This window comes from Alteromonas sp. ABE4_545, from assembly GCF_056161325.1.
The window spans coordinates 46510-61635 of the sequence record NZ_JBSWYY010000007.1; the positions used below are offsets into that span (position 1 = coordinate 46510).

The 15126-nt window shown below is 47.2% G+C and carries 17 protein-coding genes; 4 read left to right on the plus strand and 13 right to left on the minus strand.

The features are described 5' to 3' along the window. Positions 1-55: 55 nt before the first annotated feature. From ACXAH6_RS08765 to ACXAH6_RS08780, 4 genes are all read right to left on the minus strand, one after another. The gene (locus ACXAH6_RS08765; protein WP_474876424.1) at positions 56-1222 is read right to left on the minus strand and encodes an AAA family ATPase; all 1167 of its coding nucleotides are present in this window, start codon (positions 1220-1222) and stop codon (positions 56-58) included. Continuing rightward, on the minus strand, positions 1222-2100 hold the full coding sequence (locus ACXAH6_RS08770; RefSeq protein ID WP_474876287.1) for a MaoC/PaaZ C-terminal domain-containing protein: 879 nt from the start codon (positions 2098-2100) through the stop codon (positions 1222-1224). Before ACXAH6_RS08770 ends, ACXAH6_RS08765 begins: the two co-directional genes overlap by 1 nt. Positions 2101-2116: 16 nt before the next feature. Next, positions 2117-2398, minus strand: a complete 282-nt coding sequence (locus ACXAH6_RS08775; RefSeq protein WP_474876288.1) for a hypothetical protein — start codon at positions 2396-2398, stop codon at positions 2117-2119. Positions 2399-2546: 148 nt separating this feature from the next. Continuing rightward, the gene (locus tag ACXAH6_RS08780; protein ID WP_474876289.1) at positions 2547-2798 is read right to left on the minus strand and encodes an FAD assembly factor SdhE; all 252 of its coding nucleotides are present in this window, start codon (positions 2796-2798) and stop codon (positions 2547-2549) included. A 170-nt stretch (positions 2799-2968) separates the two neighbouring features. Here ACXAH6_RS08780 and ygfZ point away from each other — a divergent pair, with 170 nt between their 5' ends. Together ygfZ and ACXAH6_RS08790 are read left to right on the plus strand one after the other, a co-directional pair. Beyond that, the gene (gene ygfZ, locus ACXAH6_RS08785) at positions 2969-3943 is read left to right on the plus strand and encodes a tRNA-modifying protein YgfZ (protein ID WP_474876290.1); all 975 of its coding nucleotides are present in this window, start codon (positions 2969-2971) and stop codon (positions 3941-3943) included. Positions 3944-4007: 64 nt separating this feature from the next. Further along, positions 4008-4493 carry an FKBP-type peptidyl-prolyl cis-trans isomerase gene (locus ACXAH6_RS08790; protein ID WP_474876291.1) on the plus strand — a complete coding sequence of 162 codons (486 nt, stop codon included), beginning with the start codon at positions 4008-4010 and terminating at the stop codon, positions 4491-4493. 59 nt (positions 4494-4552) lie between these two features. Here ACXAH6_RS08790 and ACXAH6_RS08795 read toward each other — a convergent pair whose 3' ends face one another. The 3 genes from ACXAH6_RS08795 to nadE form a co-directional block, all read right to left on the minus strand. Then, positions 4553-5047, minus strand: coding sequence for an HAD family hydrolase (locus ACXAH6_RS08795; RefSeq protein ID WP_474876292.1), 495 nt, complete (start codon positions 5045-5047; stop codon positions 4553-4555). 66 nt (positions 5048-5113) lie between these two features. After that, entirely contained in the window at positions 5114-5452 is a 339-nt protein-coding gene (locus ACXAH6_RS08800) for a P-II family nitrogen regulator (RefSeq protein ID WP_474876293.1), read from the minus strand. Positions 5453-5458: 6 nt separating this feature from the next. Then, a complete protein-coding gene (nadE, locus tag ACXAH6_RS08805) occupies positions 5459-6292 on the minus strand; it encodes an ammonia-dependent NAD(+) synthetase (protein ID WP_474876294.1) in 834 nt (277 codons plus the stop codon). 293 nt (positions 6293-6585) lie between these two features. Here nadE and ACXAH6_RS08810 point away from each other — a divergent pair, with 293 nt between their 5' ends. Both ACXAH6_RS08810 and ACXAH6_RS08815 read left to right on the plus strand, forming a co-directional pair. Next, entirely contained in the window at positions 6586-7089 is a 504-nt protein-coding gene (locus ACXAH6_RS08810; protein WP_474876295.1) for a GspH/FimT family pseudopilin, read from the plus strand. Between the two features lie 88 nt (positions 7090-7177). Beyond that, entirely contained in the window at positions 7178-7726 is a 549-nt protein-coding gene (locus ACXAH6_RS08815) for a GspH/FimT family pseudopilin (RefSeq protein WP_474876296.1), read from the plus strand. A gap of 31 nt (positions 7727-7757) precedes the next feature. Here the strand turns inward: ACXAH6_RS08815 and ACXAH6_RS08820 are convergent, their stop codons facing one another. The 6 genes from ACXAH6_RS08820 to ACXAH6_RS08845 all read right to left on the minus strand — a co-directional run bounded on the left by ACXAH6_RS08820 (position 7758) and on the right by ACXAH6_RS08845 (position 15125). After that, positions 7758-8219, minus strand: coding sequence for a type IV pilin protein (locus ACXAH6_RS08820; protein ID WP_474876297.1), 462 nt, complete (start codon positions 8217-8219; stop codon positions 7758-7760). Between the two features lie 58 nt (positions 8220-8277). Next, on the minus strand, positions 8278-12351 hold the full coding sequence (locus ACXAH6_RS08825) for a PilC/PilY family type IV pilus protein (protein ID WP_474876425.1): 4074 nt from the start codon (positions 12349-12351) through the stop codon (positions 8278-8280). A gap of 9 nt (positions 12352-12360) precedes the next feature. Beyond that, positions 12361-12951 carry a PilX N-terminal domain-containing pilus assembly protein gene (locus ACXAH6_RS08830; protein WP_474876298.1) on the minus strand — a complete coding sequence of 197 codons (591 nt, stop codon included), beginning with the start codon at positions 12949-12951 and terminating at the stop codon, positions 12361-12363. Continuing rightward, the gene (locus ACXAH6_RS08835) at positions 12951-13796 is read right to left on the minus strand and encodes a PilW family protein (RefSeq protein ID WP_474876299.1); all 846 of its coding nucleotides are present in this window, start codon (positions 13794-13796) and stop codon (positions 12951-12953) included. The genes ACXAH6_RS08830 and ACXAH6_RS08835 overlap by 1 nt, the downstream gene beginning before the upstream one ends. Then, complete coding sequence (locus ACXAH6_RS08840) at positions 13793-14416, minus strand: type IV pilus modification PilV family protein (protein WP_474876300.1); 624 nt, start codon at positions 14414-14416, stop codon at positions 13793-13795. The genes ACXAH6_RS08835 and ACXAH6_RS08840 overlap by 4 nt, the downstream gene beginning before the upstream one ends. Before the next feature lie 241 nt (positions 14417-14657). Next, a complete protein-coding gene (locus ACXAH6_RS08845; protein WP_474876301.1) occupies positions 14658-15125 on the minus strand; it encodes a type IV pilus modification PilV family protein in 468 nt (155 codons plus the stop codon). Between the last annotated feature and the right edge of the window lies 1 nt (position 15126).

Genomic DNA, 15126 nt, shown 5'->3' on the forward strand with positions numbered 1-15126 from the left:
TTTTGCTACCCAACATACTACCTGCTTTTTGCAAGGCTTTCAGCGCGCTATACCATTAAACAGGCCAATGCCAACTCGGTGTAGTCAGTAGGTCTTGGCCTTTGATTGTGGTTTGCCCAAAATGCTTGTTGAGGTGGATAGCATTACAGCCTTCTGCTTTAGTCAATGCAGCAATTAACGGTTTGGCGTGAGAGACCACCCACACCTGCGTAGAGTGAGAAGCTTTGATGATTAAATTAGCCAAGGCTGGTAGTAAGTCAGGATGTAAGCTGGTTTCAGGTTCGTTTATTACCATCAATGATGGAGGACGTGGCGTTAATAAAGCCGCCACCCAGAGTAAAAAGCGCAAGGTTCCATCCGACAACTCTTTACCTGTCAGTGGGCGTAACAGTCCATGTTGATTAAACAACAAACTGAAATGTCCATCTTCTGATACATGTACTTTCAGTGTCGCACCGGGAAAGGCTTCATCGATCGCGTCGGCCAACCCCGACTCATCACCAATTTCTATGATTGTTTGCAACGCTGCAGCGAGATCCGAACCATCATGACTCATCACCAAGGTACGTGTTCCCAATTGGGGTAACCGCGCCGGCGCATCAGCATCAGTACGAAAGTGATCATAGAAGCGCCAGTGCTTAATAAATTCGCGCATGGCTAACACTTCAGGGGCTTGTGATGGGTCGGCCACCTGAGTAAACATACTTTCGTACATGGGCATATGCTGATTAATCACACGCCATCGCCGACCATCGCGTACCTTCACCAGAGTGTCTTTACGCTCCACCAGCGAAGATGCAGGACGATAGCTGGGGCCCTGCCAAATTGCTTCACGCTTAATTTCTGGGTCGAGATTAAAAGCACTGGGGTATGGCACTGGCGGAGTAATGCCCAAAGCAACCGAATAACTAAAATCATCCCCGGAAAAACCAAGCATAAGGCGTTTAGCGCTGTTGTTGTGGGTGCCTTGTACCTTTACGTCTCCGCGGCTCATCGCGGCGGTAATTTCTTTAGGGCCAGCCCAAAAAGTGGAATCTAACCCGCCTTCTCGTGCCAATGCGTTGACTACGCCACCCCGCGCCGTTTCTGCCAACAAACGCAGCGCTTTATAAATATTAGACTTTCCACTGCCATTTGGCCCCGTTACCACGTTCAGGTTGCCTAGGGGCATCACAAGATCCTGAAGTGAACGGTAGTTTTTTATTGCTAGCGTATGAAGCACTAATAAATACTGCCGAATAAATGACAATGTTGCGCACTTGGCTCGTCACACTCTGGCACTAGCGCGAATGAAAGGGTGTCACGAACCTCATTTTCTCCATCGCCTTTTATCGATTGGTACGTCACTTGCGTTTTCGCGGGCAAGAAAACCGGCTTTTTAAACACACAATCAATACCATGTATTTGGCTTAACGCTACAATGTCGCTGGCACAAAGCTGTGAAATACTCGAAGCCAATGTCCACATTCCATGAGCTATCGCTTGCTTAAAACCCAATACCTTGGCGGTCAAATCAAACAAATGAATAGGGTTATAATCACCCGAAACTTTTGCGTAACGACGACCTTGTGAACGCGCTACAACTTGTGGTTCCAGCGTGTTTTCTAAGTAAATGTCCGCCTCTACTGATGGTGTTTTTGGGGCTTCGCTAACAAGAGAGCGAGTGCCTCTGGCTAAATAAGTGCTCACCGCGCGATAGACCAATTGCCCTCGCTGTACTCCGCGTACTTCTACGTCGAATTCCCATCCCTTTGCATGTTCGCGAATTTCACCAAATTTGGCGGTGAGTTCTATCGGAATATCAACACGTTGGGAGTGAACTAAGTCAATGTGATTGCGAATGTGTACTAAGCCCATTGGCGCAAAGGGAAAAGTGCGGTGTAGCAACAGAGCCAGTTGCAGATGCATTGAACGGGTTTGCCAATAGCATGGGTGAACACTGTCACCTTGCCAGCCCACACAGTCGTGATATTGTTGGATTGCGGCTTTGTCCGGTAAGAGTGTTTCACATCGCGTAATTTGGTTAGGTAACGCAATTCTCTGTGCCGACTTATGCTTAGCTGGCTGTTTAATTAGAGCACGAAAATACAGTCCAATCATGTGTTGTTGAATCCTTTTAACGGGTTACCGGCGCTGAACGACGCAGCCCAATAATTATTCTGGAAAGCCGTCTAAAATCAGCTTCCGGAATCTCTCCTTTAATAACCCAAACCTTCACGGCTTGCCGCGTACCCACTTGCGTTAAAAGTAAATACAACGCCAGCGGCGATGACAAACTCCCTTGGGCCAATGCACCTTGTGTGGTAGATGAGCTAGACGTAATTGTTATTTGTCCGTTCAACTCATAAACCACCTGTTGATAGCAACGCTCATTGTTACCACCAAGCGGCAGACACATTATGCCAATCACCCCAATTATGGCTACAGTATGCCAAACACCGAGATGCGAGCTTAAATGTTCAGATAAACAGAGCAACGCAACCAAAAAAGCGATGCAAACGCCGAAATGTCGGTAGCGTCGCAATGTCGATGGTGTAATAACTACACTATACTTTGACACGATTTAATATAGTGGCCACCATCTTGGCAAGTTCTGGATCATCACATTCTTGATGCCCCATAAACCAAGCAAACAAATCAGGGTCATCGCACGTGAGCAAACGCTCAAACGTTTCTTTGTCTTCATCTGACAAATCGTCGAATGCTTCTTCTACGAAAGGTAGAAAAAGTACGTCCAGCTCTAACATACCACGACGACAGGCCCACTTTAGACGAGCAGTTCTTTTCTTTGTAAACATACGGATCTTCACGTTACGACTTTGTAGTAATCATACCACGTAGGGCAAGGTTGGATCACTGCTCTTTTGACTAGCCTGCCCCACGCTGGCAACTTACTTACAACCCGCGCCCTTGTTTCTGGCAAAAAATGCCCCATGTTCAGCAAATAGATCGCAAATGAGGTTATGTTATGGGCTTACCCGCAACGTTGGCGTCGCTGCCAACGGATTTTGTCGTACCACTGAGTCATATGGGCGTAGTGCAATGTGTTGGTGAACAATCAGCCGACTACCTACATGGTCAAATTACCATTGATGTAAAGTCTTTCGCGCAAGACGCTATCAGACGCACAGCCCACTGTGATTTCAAAGGCAAAGCATGGGCACTACCCTATTTGTGTCGTCACGCAGAAAACTATTGGCTACTAACACACAAAGGCGCGCTTGAGGCGTCGTTGGCACAGCTACAAAAGTATGGCGTTTTCTCAAAAATTAGCCTGTCTGATGAGTCTGACAATATCGCGCTCTTTTTCGCCCGCGGCGAACACGTCGACAGTTTTATCAAAGATACCTTCGGCGCATGCCCCGATGTAGATCACACGCAAACGTCGGAACACGGTTTAGTTGCAAAGTTAGCGTTACCAGCAGGGTACTTATTGGCATTAACCGCACAAGGGCAGACAGCGTGGGCAAACTGGTGTGAAAAATCAGCCATTGCCACTTTCGACACGGCAGTGTTTGAAGCACTTTGTATCGCCGCTGGTGTGCCTGATGTTGCTGGCCAAAACGTGAATCAATTTGTGCCGCAAATGATGAACTTGCAGTTGATCGATGGCATTGACTTCAAAAAAGGCTGTTATATGGGGCAAGAGGTTGTTGCAAGAACTCGCTATCTGGGGAGAAACAAACGCGCGGCTTACGCGCTTAAAGCCACGACACAGAGTTTACCCGCGACATCATTAGACATCGGTGTTAAGGTGGACAAACAATTGGGGGAAAATTGGCGTTCTGGTGGCACAGTTTTACGCTCTGCTATACTTGGCGAAGAAGTATGGGTGCTCGCGGTGTTGGCAAATGACACTGAAGCAAGTGCGGTCTTTAGGCTGTCAGGCACAGAACAACCCGAATTCCACGTTGAGCCGCTACCTTACGTGCTCAACGAATAATTTACGAAAAGAAATGTAAGACGGCGAGCCAGTTGCCGCAATTTAACACTCTTAAGGTTTATTTATGCAAATTGCACAAAACAGCGTTGTTACTCTTCACTACACCGTGAGCACGGAAGATGGTACTGAGTTAGATTCATCAGTAGGCAAAGATCCGTTGACGGTATTACAAGGTAATCGCTTTTTGATTTTAGGCTTGGAAAATGCCTTGGAAGGAAAAACAGCTGGAGACAAGTTCTCTGTTGATGTTGCTCCTGAAGAAGCCTACGGCGAACGCCTTGACCAATTGGTACAAACAGTGCCTAAGTCTATGTTCGACGGTTTAGATGTAGAAGTGGGTATGTCATTTCGCGCGACAACAGAACAAGGTGAGCAGTCGGTTATCGTTATCGAAGCCACTGACGACGAAGTCGTTGTCGATGGTAATCACCCGCTTGCAGGCATGCCGTTGTCATTCGAAGTAGAAATCGTCGCTGTGCGCGAAGCCACCGCTGACGAACTCGCTCACGGCCATGTTCACGGGCCTGGCGGCTGTGGGCACGATCACTAATTAAAATACTCTATGCCGATAATGCTCATTATCGGCATTTTTTCTGTTTTAGCTCTACGCTAAACCAGTAGCCACTCATCAATATTCTGTAACTCACTGAGATGATGAATCACTTTTAGGCCTGGGTGACCGTCTGAAACTGTGCCAGCTGGCGCCAACCACACCGCCCACAAACCAGCCTCAAGAGCAGGAAGAATATCTTTGTTGTAGTTGTCTCCCACCATAACTAGATCTCGCGGTGATACAGTCAGCTTTGTTGCAATCGTTAAATAGAACTCAATGCTCCCCTTAGCAACGCCGACATTGTCTTCACTAAAGTAGCCACATAGCCATTTATCCATATCCACCCGCGAAAACGCTTTGCGAATATCATCGGCATTGGACTCTTTCGCTCCCGTTGCGATGTAAAGAGGAAATTGAGCAGATAACGCAGCCAGAGTGTCAGCAGCACCGTCGACGGCCTGCACTTTATTCCACTCGCACATTTTCCCTTGCTCATCAGGAAAATCGACCATGAGCGTGTCGCCCCAATCGAATAAAAAGCTTTTTGCCATTATTTCCCCCTTAAACAAAAAAGCAGCCTGTTATTCGGCTGCTTTCATTACGCTAAAACACGTGTTTTAGATTGCATCTTCGTTTTGTTCTTCAGTACGAATACGAATAGCGCTTTCTACTGGATAAACAAAAATTTTGCCATCACCGATCTTGCCTGTTTTCGCCGCTTTAATTACGGCTTCAACACACTGCTCCACCAGCTCATCAGTCACAACCACTTCAATCTTTACTTTGGGCAAAAAGTCGACCTGATATTCCGCCCCACGATAAAGCTCAGTATGCCCTTTTTGACGGCCAAAGCCTTTAACTTCAGAAACCGTCATTCCCGTTACACCCACTTCTGCGAGTGCTTCTCGTACTTCGTCCATTTTGAATGGTTTGATGATTGCTTCAATTTTCTTCATCGTCGTCTACTCGTCGTAAATGGTAGGAATAGGAACGCGCTTGTGCTGCGTTCTATGATAAATGCCCAACAACTTTTCTTCTACGTCAGCGGTAACGTCTTTACCTTCCAGAAAATCGTCGATTTGATCGTAGGTTAACCCTAGCGCTTGTTCATCGGCTTTCTGCGGCGTTAGCGTTTCTAGGTCTGCCGTAGGCGCTTTGTCGATAATGTTGCTCGGCGCACCAAGATGCGCGGCTACCTGACGCACTTGACGTTTGCTCAAACCGAAAAGTGGCGCTAAGTCACAGGCTCCATCACCATACTTAGTATAAAAGCCCGTAATGTTCTCAGCAGAATGGTCCGTGCCGAGCACCAAACCATCGACCATACCGGCAATTTCATACTGAATCACCATACGCGAACGCGCTTTTACATTCCCTTTGACAAAGTCTTGCTTGGCTTCGCTGTCTGGCAACAACCCTGAACCCTGCAACGCCTGAGTAGTTTCGGCGTGAATAGCATCGGCACCGGGCTGCACATTCACGGTCACGGCGTGAGAGGGTTGAATGAAGTCAATTGACAACTGAGCATCATCTTCATCCGCCTGAACATTGTATGGTAAACGAACGGCAATAAACTGATATTGCCCATCACCTGATGCGTTTAATTCGTCTACTGCTAATTGTGCCAAACGCCCAAGGGTGCAGGAATCGATACCACCGCTGATCCCCAACACCAAGGCTTTCATACCTGACTGCGTTAACTGTTGCTTGATGAAACCAACGCGTCGCGCTACCTCAACTTGTGGGTCGATGGTAGGCTGCACTTTCATTTCTTCAATAACTGCCTGTTTATTCATTACTAATTCCGAGATTTGCGAAAGTGTTTACGACTAAAGTGTACGCCACTTTAGGCACAGTTGTCAGTAGCCGTCGTCGAGAAAATACCAAGCTCTGACCGAAAGGAGGCAATTGTTTGATTCTGTTTATATCACGCTCAATTTAGCACAACATTACTGCGCATTCTATGTGCAGTGTTGTCACAACAACGCTCTTTTTTACCCTTCAGCGCTAAAATCTGTACTTTTGCCCCGCTGACGCCGTCGCTGAGTGGCGCTAAGGTAACGTCATTTCTATACGGGATATAAATTAAGTGAAGCATCAGGGTTACACTTGGCTTGAGCTGATCGCAGTATTGTCGATTATCACTCTAGTCTCTGCACAGGCTCTGCCTTCCTTCGTCGCGTATCAACAGCAACAAGCAGTGTTATCTGCATCCCGAGTTATAGTCACTACGTTAGAATCTGCCCGCCGCCACGCATTGTTCACCGGCGTTGAACAAATTGCGAACCTAAAAACGGGCCAACATTGGTGCCTTAGTTTTGTGTTGTCGTGTGATTGCCAAACTCAAAACTGTGTAACGCCCGGTATAGAAACCGTGTCATATCAGGATTTTTCGCAAGTCAGCCTGGTCCAATCGACCTTTTCATCCCACGGCCCACCCGCGTTCGACGGCGTGCGAGGGCTTTCCATGGGGCACAACGGCAAACTTACTTTGCAGGCCGGTAACGCTTCTCTGAGTGTGGTGGTCAGTGCGCTTGGACGAGTGCGGCTATGTGAAGAAAGCGATACTTTTGCGTCGATAGAAGCATGCTAAGCAATACACACTTATTAGCTTTAATATCTCCCATTTAGGCTTTATCTATTACACTAGAATGAGTAATCACTGCGTGAGAAAGACCTGAATGATGAGAAAACACAAAGGCATGACGCTATTAGAACTCATGATCGGCATTGCAATTGTGTCGCTGCTGATTACAGTTGTCGCGCCTGGCGCCAGTGACTTAGTGAAGCAATCTCGTGTAGTCGTTGACCTCAATAATTTTAGTGCCGTTGCACAGTTTGCTCGGTTTAAGGCGGTAAATGAACAAGCCAATGTGACCCTCTGCCCCACCACTGACTACACCAGCTGCACCACGAATTGGCGACATGCGAAAATGGTTTTCATTGATACAGACGAAGACGGCGCAAGAGGAAACAATGAAGCGCTGATAGCCACCGCCGATGCACTCGGCCCAAATAATACCTTCTCCGGCATAACTAGCGCGCTGTATTTTGATGCCAACGGCGGCGTAAGTGAAAACGTAACGATTACCATCTGCCCTTACCCGGGAAAAGACAGCGATGCAGCTGGCCTAAGTATTACCACATACGGCCACATCGCCACAGCCATCGATTATGATGGCGATGGTGTTAAACAAGCCTTATCTGGCACAGCATTGAGTTGTTCTTAAATTCACGCCTTGTGTATCTGGCCTTGATTTACTAACAAGACCAACAATATTCGCTGGCAGAGAGCGCGCCGTCGTTATTCTGGTCCCAGCCTTTTCTCCCATCACTAAAATAAAACAGCGTTCCGTCAGACTCAACACCCGAGCCAGATACAGGTACCGCCCTGACCTCAAAGGTACTGCCATCATCTGACACGTTTGCAATGGTAAGGTTATACCGCTTGTTTGCCTCGCTCTCGCTAGATGGTGAAAACGAAGCAAAAACCGTAGGCGACCCTGTATCTGCGCCGCCAGATGCCGCCCCCTCGTAACTAAACTGCGCACTGTAATGACGCTCCATTGCACTGGCTAACCCCATAAGGTCAGCTTGTGCTGTACTGCGATAGCCACTGGCAAGTACCGATTGATACGCCGGATACCCAATAGCAGTGACAATCGCAATAATGCCAACCACAATCATTAATTCGATCAACGAAAAGCCACGATGACTCGACATAGCGCAATTACCTCTCGATCTAATACAAATTCAAATCAAACGGCACCAACCCAAGAGACTAGTCTTGTTCTGTATCAGAAGACCAGCTACCTCGTTGTACCCGTTCAAACTCACCAAAGATATTTTCACTTAAACAACTAAACGCCGTGGTGCATGTTCGTCCGTCGCCGTCTTCATCATCATCAACCACCGTGGACACGCATTCTGTGCCTAAACAAACAACTGGGTTGATAATATCTTCGATAAGAATCTTAGTGTCGGGCGCAATCCCGGTTTGTTGTAAATCCGCATAGCGGTCACTGTTGTCGGTATCACCGTCGTTATCCAGATCATCAACCGCATTCCCATTAATTAAATTGACCAAGTACGCGCGACTGTTTCCGGTTGGAGGGGCACATTCACTGGTCGAACTGCTGGCAGGAATATACGTGGTAAAGAATATTTTGTAGTTAATGATCACCGCTCTCGCCAGTACTTTTTCACCTGCAGTGGCAAAATTGATCATCCATCCTCGTTTTTCACTAAAGGTTGTTGAGGCTAACTCTCTGGTGGCATTGTCGGTGCTGGTTAAGAGATGCTGGGTAGCATCATACATGTCAGATTCATAGGCGACGTCTTCAAACACATATTCGCCATCTTCGTCGAATTGAAAGACGCCATGGTCTTTTATCATGTAAAACTTGTCATCTACTTCTGTATTTAAGGGAGAAGCACGCCAACCACTGCCAACAGCAACGGCATAATACACCTCGTCATTTAGGCTAATTTCAGAGACATCAGGCGCGTAATAAAAGTGCCGGTTATCCGCTTCGGCGGTACCGCCGAAATCAGCAATACGCGCGCCTTTAATAAAGTCAGCGCCAGATTTACCGTTATAAATATCAAACCGGAAGAGTTGCCCTCCCACATCACTCGCATACATATGATCAGCAAAACCGTCATTATCTCTGTCTATAATTGAAATCTGACTCGGAATACCGTACTGAAGCTCACTTAAGGTAAGGTCGGCATCGCTGCTATTACTCGCCTGCCACAGTAAATCACCTGTATCGGCATTAAAAATGAATACTGCATTGCCCGTACTGTCTGCGGTGCGTACGGTATTGGTATCTTGAGTATCATCGTAACCTCCTCCTACAACCATAACGTTGTAAGCGGTGCCACCAACCCGCATTTTAGTAATGGTCGGCGCTGACCATGTTTGACCCAACTGCTCCAGCCCAGCGCTGCCACCTTTGATAGAAAACACCAGTTTTGGTGTTGTTTTCGCGGTCACATCAAAAACGTAGTAGTTTCTGCCACCACGGCGCATACCAACATAGAGGTAAGTTTTACTGCCAACCGCCCGAAGAATCATATCGCCATCAAGCCCATACAAATGCGTATAACTGGTATTGTCCTGATAAAAATCATGTAGGTTGATCAACAGTTCACGCGGGATGACGGCAAAATTCTCTTCTCCCGTTTGTGCATCAAAAGAGTGTAAGAAGCCATGATTGGTCGCAACAAATATGGCGGAATCGGTTGTACCATAGTTCACAATAACTGGTTGAGAATGGATCGGGTCGCCCATTTGCAGCCGAGCTTCCGTGCTATCGCCATCACCATCGCTGTCTCTTACATCAATACCTCGCGCCCACTTTAACAGTGTTTCTCTTGCGCCGGCAGGGTCACTTTCATCGTCCAAGCCCAATTCAGTCGACGTGATCGCACTGTTACTTTCGTGCAGTCGATTATTGGTTTGTATTATCGAACCCGCCGAATCAAACCAATATATGTTGCGAGTCGTATCCAGTAAGCTCGCCGCTCCCCCCTCTCGAACATCACTACCGTCGGCAAACACCGACCAATAGCTGTGTGAGCCGTCTGCGAAAAAGCCCGTGTTGTTATCAACGGCACTCAACCCGTTCTTGTCCACTACCGTGTCGCTATCGAGGCGATAGCGCTTTAAGTTCCCGGGCCAGAGCGTACCTTCAGCAGGTTTAAACAATGCGTAATAAAGTTCGTCGTTATGGGTCAAACGGTTAAGTTGATTCACCGCGACCCCTGGTGATACGAACGTGGCGTTGACATCTTTCACTGAGCGTAAAATGGTTTGGAACGCCTCCAATAGCTGCGCGCTATCATCTGCTTGGTAAAAGCCTCCGCCACTTTGTATCGCCAATTTGTTTAGAAAGTTATTTGCAGTATTATTCGCGGCAAAGCCAATGGTATGTGTGATCACCCGCGAATTAATGGCTGACGTGGATGTTTTACTGATATTACTCACCAACTCCAACCCGCACTGCTCGCCCCCACTGCCAGAACACGACTGACCAATTAGGTTTTGAATTTTACTCACACTGTGGTTGTAGTTTGCTTCACCGTCGGAAAGTAGCACAATATGATTGTTGGTTTGACATTGTAGGTCGCTTACAGGGCTGATATAGGTCGCCCCAGAGGGAATATACTCGTTGATACAGTCTGTGTCGCTGAGGTTGTCTTCACTACAGCCATAAGGTAAAACCGAATCATCACCTAAGTATGAATCTCGGTGACTCACTCGGGTATTTTTACGCACTGTACTGGAAGTACCGGAAGACCCTCTGTTGCGTCCATAATCAACATCCAAGCCACCATAATACAAAGAGGCTTCATACAGTGTATCGACAATCGGCGTATAACCACTCGCCGAAAGTTCGTCCACTTTACTGAGAAGTAAGTCTCTTACCGTGGTCGATGCACCTGCCGTGGCGTTACCTCGAAATTTAATATAGAGCTGTGGCGCAGAGGATGGACGCCCTTTATAAGAATAAGCACCTCGGGTACCGGAAAAATCACTCAACACAAACCCCATGTTGTTACCCGACACCCAATCACCTCGGTCAACTATTGTTTGCACTATGGTGCTGAGGTCGGGGGTTGTGTATTCTCTGTTGCGGCGGAAATCCGGCATTGACCAATACACTGTACCAGTCTTTGCGATGTCTCGAAGCATATTACGGCTATGAGGATCAAAGTCAGGCGCATCAGCCATGTTAATGGCCGCAATATTCATCGACGCTGAATCCCAGCGGTCGGTATCGTAGGCCTTAAACGTAAGATAAGCAGACTCTATCACCGCCCCTTGTGGCACATTCACCGTTTTGAACTGCAAACCAATATAGTTATTAGAACTACTGAGAAATGTTAACTCGTTGCCTGTAGAATCGTACCCATTGCGGGTTTCCTCCACATTTGCGTTGTTCGCATCCACTTGATAATAAAGTTCATCGGCAACACACCCCGTGGCCGTAGACGCATCGTAAGCAATCACTAATTCGGGAGAATTTCCGGTCCCGTCGTCATAAGACTTAGCAATACGACTGCTGGCAGTACTGGTACTGACCCCTTCGATCAGCAAGCTCATGGCGTTACCACCGCACCAATCAGTGTGATCAATAACCTCTTGTACAACACTGCTGATATCGGGTGATGTCACCTTTTCACCATCCACGGGAAACTCGTTATCCGTGCTCCACTCGACAAATTCAGCTGTGGTTACTCGTGCGCTGAGGTCACTACTTGAGGAAGAAAACGCCGGTGAGTGCCCAATACTCTCTGCCCGGATGGTGAGCGTGGTGTCTGCCACATTGTATTGAGAAGAAACCAAGCGCAAATATGCTCCAGTGATCACAGCACCATTGGGGATCATAATATTGCTGAAGCGCAGCCCCGACGTCACCGTATTAGTCGATTGACTTAATACCAAGTAGCTACTCGAGGTGTTAACACTGCCGCTTACCTCGTAGGCGTCACTGGCACTGCCTGACGTGGAGGTGACAAGCTCGGCACCAATGGTGGTATCAATATTGGTAATGGGATAAAGCACTGGCCCACCATAGTCGGAAAATCGCATTAACCCCGCGTTGATGTTGGTGGCGTCGGATAAGGCGTCTTTTAGCGCATTCTGTACTCGCAGCATTCTCGACTCAGTCCCTGAATCTTTGTTGGTCATACTGCCAGAAGTATCCATGATAAAAAGTACATTGGGGTTATAGGTTTTCTGAGAGGTCGATGTACCTAAATAGATATCGAGGTCATCTGCAACGGCAGACACCCCAATAAGAAAACTCAATAAACACGACACAGAACCGATAACAACACGCTTCATCATGCGCTCCTAATTTGACGACGGCCCAAAAACAGACACTGACAACGTATTGGCCGTCACCGTTGACTTGCCAACAACCTGACCACACCCTCTGATAACAAATACGTGACAACTGAGATTGCTCCCCCCAACCACATTACTCGACCCTCTACACGCTTGTTCTCTTAAAAAAGCCGTACGTGACCAACTATTAACCGCAGGCTTTGCCTGATAATTCCCGTTTAGAGTTTGCTGTGCCCCTCGAGTTAACCCCGAAGAGGTAACTTGTCGGTTGGTCCAATTGTCGGCATCGGCGCACACGAGGCTATTAACCGTTGGGTCATACTGCAAGCCTTGCCGCGCCTCTGATAACGGGTCGTCAATATCATCATCAGACAACACCACTTCATCCTCTGATTCAAAAACAACGCCCGCAATAGCGGCTTCTGCCGCATCAAAAGACAAACCGTTTTGCTGCAGCGCAACGGCCATTTTGTTTTGAAGTAAACTCGAAGACACCGCAGTAACACCTAACAAGGTAACGCAAAGCAATATCAGTAACGCAAACACAAGCACAGCACCCTGTTGCTTCCCGCTCATCAGAAAAGTGGAGTGTGGCATTACTTGGTACTCCCCACTAGATTGATCCCATTTCGCAGCGCTATGGCATGAGAAAACACCTGATAATAGTGATTGTCGTTAACGTCGATTGGCGCTTCACCTAATAAAGCGCGTTGAGTGATCGCGGTCTCAATGACTAACTCCTGCCGGCTCTTCAGCAACAAGGCAAACTTCACCGACACCACTATCTGCCCATTTGCTCTTGCATTAGCTAGTTGATCTGCGGTGATATATTGAATCACGCTGCCATCACTTTGTTGAATTTCGTCACTCACACCGTATTCGAGTTGAAAACGCTCTACATTGTCGAGCAAAGTGATAGCACTACCGCTGGAGATTTGATTTTTTAAACCGCGAAGCACACGGCCATCATAGCCACTGCACTTGAGTGCATTGTCAGTCACGTAGTAATAATTCACAGTGTGAAAAAGCGCACCGTTAACATAATCAAAAGTGTTGCCAGTGCAGTCTTTGGCAGCCAATAAATTAAGTACAATTGCATCATTAGCGCCGCTACTGCCTTCGCGACTCCCTAAGGTGCCCTGAGTATCAAAATCGCCGACAATAGCAACGGCCTTACTTTCGATATACGCCGCTTCAGTCACTAAATCGACAGAACTATCAATGTTGGTGGTCACCACGTCGTACCGGCCGGCTTCTTGAAATTCTTTTTGTAATCTAGCTGAGATAAATCGGCCAGCGTCCTGCACTTCGCTCACCGTTTGATTGAATTGATTCGTCACATTCGTGCTTACAAAAACCTGGATTACTGCACCTGTTACAATCAACCCTAAAACCAAAGAAATCATCAATTCAACCAAACTAAAGCCGCGCTGTGAGATCATAAGGTGATATCCTTCAACACGCAGGCCTTGGCCTCGCCGTTCACGGCACAATCGGTATTGACACTGTCAGCACCGGCACTTTTTTTCGAGATGGGCCAGCTCAATTTCACTTCGATTGCAGAGCCAGCACTACAGGCGGCATTGTCGGCCAATAAATTGTCATCACAACTGACTTGAATCGACATATTTGGGTTAACCTGAACGGCTGAGCAAGAGGCAGCCCAACCATCGAATTGTGCAATTTCAGAAGCAGTACACACTCCATCACGACAATTAGGTACATCGGCAGGTAGCGTTAAACAGTAACAAGAATAGGGATGACGGCCAGTGCAACTCAAACCGGTAAAATTATAATTGTCAGCATCAAAATACTGGTCATCTGCCACTAGCCCATTACTTTGCGTGTTTGATACCGCAGCGGCCCGTATTTGCTCTACTACCTGTCTGGCAACCAGTTCGGCTTGAGTACGGGTAATGGATTGCGCATTGTTGAAAGAACCAATAAATTGCAACGACGCAACGCCCAGAAGCCCCACGGCGAGGATAACAACGCTGATCAATACTTCGATCAGTCCCGCACCGGTTTGCTTTGAGAATAATAACTGTGTTTGTCGCATCATATTGTCGCTGTCGCCACTAACCCGATTGCTAGCACTATCCTGTTATTGCTGTGTATAACCCAATGATAGTTATGCCGCAGGAATGGCGTTTGTTCAAAATCTGCAATCAACAGTGGGTATCAAAAGCCATAACTTTGCGTTACGCACTTATCTCGTCATAAGTGTAGTTGAGATAGTCAAAATCACTTAACAACAAACCAGAGTTGTATCCGGTGATGAAGTCACTGCGACTAAGATAAATTCAGCGAGATGGTGATTGTTGAGGAAGTAACAAAACCCGATAGGAAGCATCGAATTGATGTTTATCTTGATAGGAGTCTTGCCAACTTATGGTTATCACTAATTGTCGACTAATGTTAACTAGCTCTGGAAGGTTAGTGGCCGCAGGCACTGCCGCTTGCAGACGCCATTGTTCCTTAAACACCACACCATTGACTCTGTGCTGCACAGAGTCAGACAAAGACGTCACTTTTGTAGTACGTAAAAAAGGTAAACTGAGCGCGGTAGGTAAACTCAACTGTGATTGAATGCGATCGTGCCGTGTTGCGGCCAGTTCTGCGGCGGTTTGATAATAAAAACTAAGGCGCTGAACCTCGCGACTTTGTTGAATTATTGCCGCAGCTCCCGACAACCCAATACTAAAAATAAGCATCACAATACACAGTTCAATATAGCTAAAACCCCGTGTAATCGTGTGACTAAACCTCACG

Excerpts from the sequence above, each read along its gene's own strand:
- ACXAH6_RS08780 (WP_474876289.1), bottom strand. The coding sequence starts at position 2,798 with ATGTTTACAAAGAAAAGAACTGCTCGTCTAAAGTGGGCCTGTCGTCGT.
- ACXAH6_RS08825 (WP_474876425.1), bottom strand. The coding sequence starts at position 12,351 with ATGAAGCGTGTTGTTATCGGTTCTGTGTCGTGTTTATTGAGTTTTCTT.
- ACXAH6_RS08775 (WP_474876288.1), bottom strand. The coding sequence starts at position 2,398 with ATGTGTCTGCCGCTTGGTGGTAACAATGAGCGTTGCTATCAACAGGTG.
- nadE (WP_474876294.1), bottom strand. The coding sequence starts at position 6,292 with ATGAATAAACAGGCAGTTATTGAAGAAATGAAAGTGCAGCCTACCATC.
- ygfZ (WP_474876290.1), top strand. The coding sequence starts at position 2,969 with ATGGGCTTACCCGCAACGTTGGCGTCGCTGCCAACGGATTTTGTCGTA.
- ACXAH6_RS08840 (WP_474876300.1), bottom strand. The coding sequence starts at position 14,416 with ATGATGCGACAAACACAGTTATTATTCTCAAAGCAAACCGGTGCGGGA.
- ACXAH6_RS08835 (WP_474876299.1), bottom strand. The coding sequence starts at position 13,796 with ATGATCTCACAGCGCGGCTTTAGTTTGGTTGAATTGATGATTTCTTTG.
- ACXAH6_RS08815 (WP_474876296.1), top strand. The coding sequence starts at position 7,178 with ATGATGAGAAAACACAAAGGCATGACGCTATTAGAACTCATGATCGGC.
- ACXAH6_RS08770 (WP_474876287.1), bottom strand. The coding sequence starts at position 2,100 with ATGATTGGACTGTATTTTCGTGCTCTAATTAAACAGCCAGCTAAGCAT.
- ACXAH6_RS08830 (WP_474876298.1), bottom strand. The coding sequence starts at position 12,951 with ATGCCACACTCCACTTTTCTGATGAGCGGGAAGCAACAGGGTGCTGTG.
- ACXAH6_RS08800 (WP_474876293.1), bottom strand. The coding sequence starts at position 5,452 with ATGAAGAAAATTGAAGCAATCATCAAACCATTCAAAATGGACGAAGTA.
- ACXAH6_RS08795 (WP_474876292.1), bottom strand. The coding sequence starts at position 5,047 with ATGGCAAAAAGCTTTTTATTCGATTGGGGCGACACGCTCATGGTCGAT.
- ACXAH6_RS08790 (WP_474876291.1), top strand. The coding sequence starts at position 4,008 with ATGCAAATTGCACAAAACAGCGTTGTTACTCTTCACTACACCGTGAGC.
- ACXAH6_RS08820 (WP_474876297.1), bottom strand. The coding sequence starts at position 8,219 with ATGTCGAGTCATCGTGGCTTTTCGTTGATCGAATTAATGATTGTGGTT.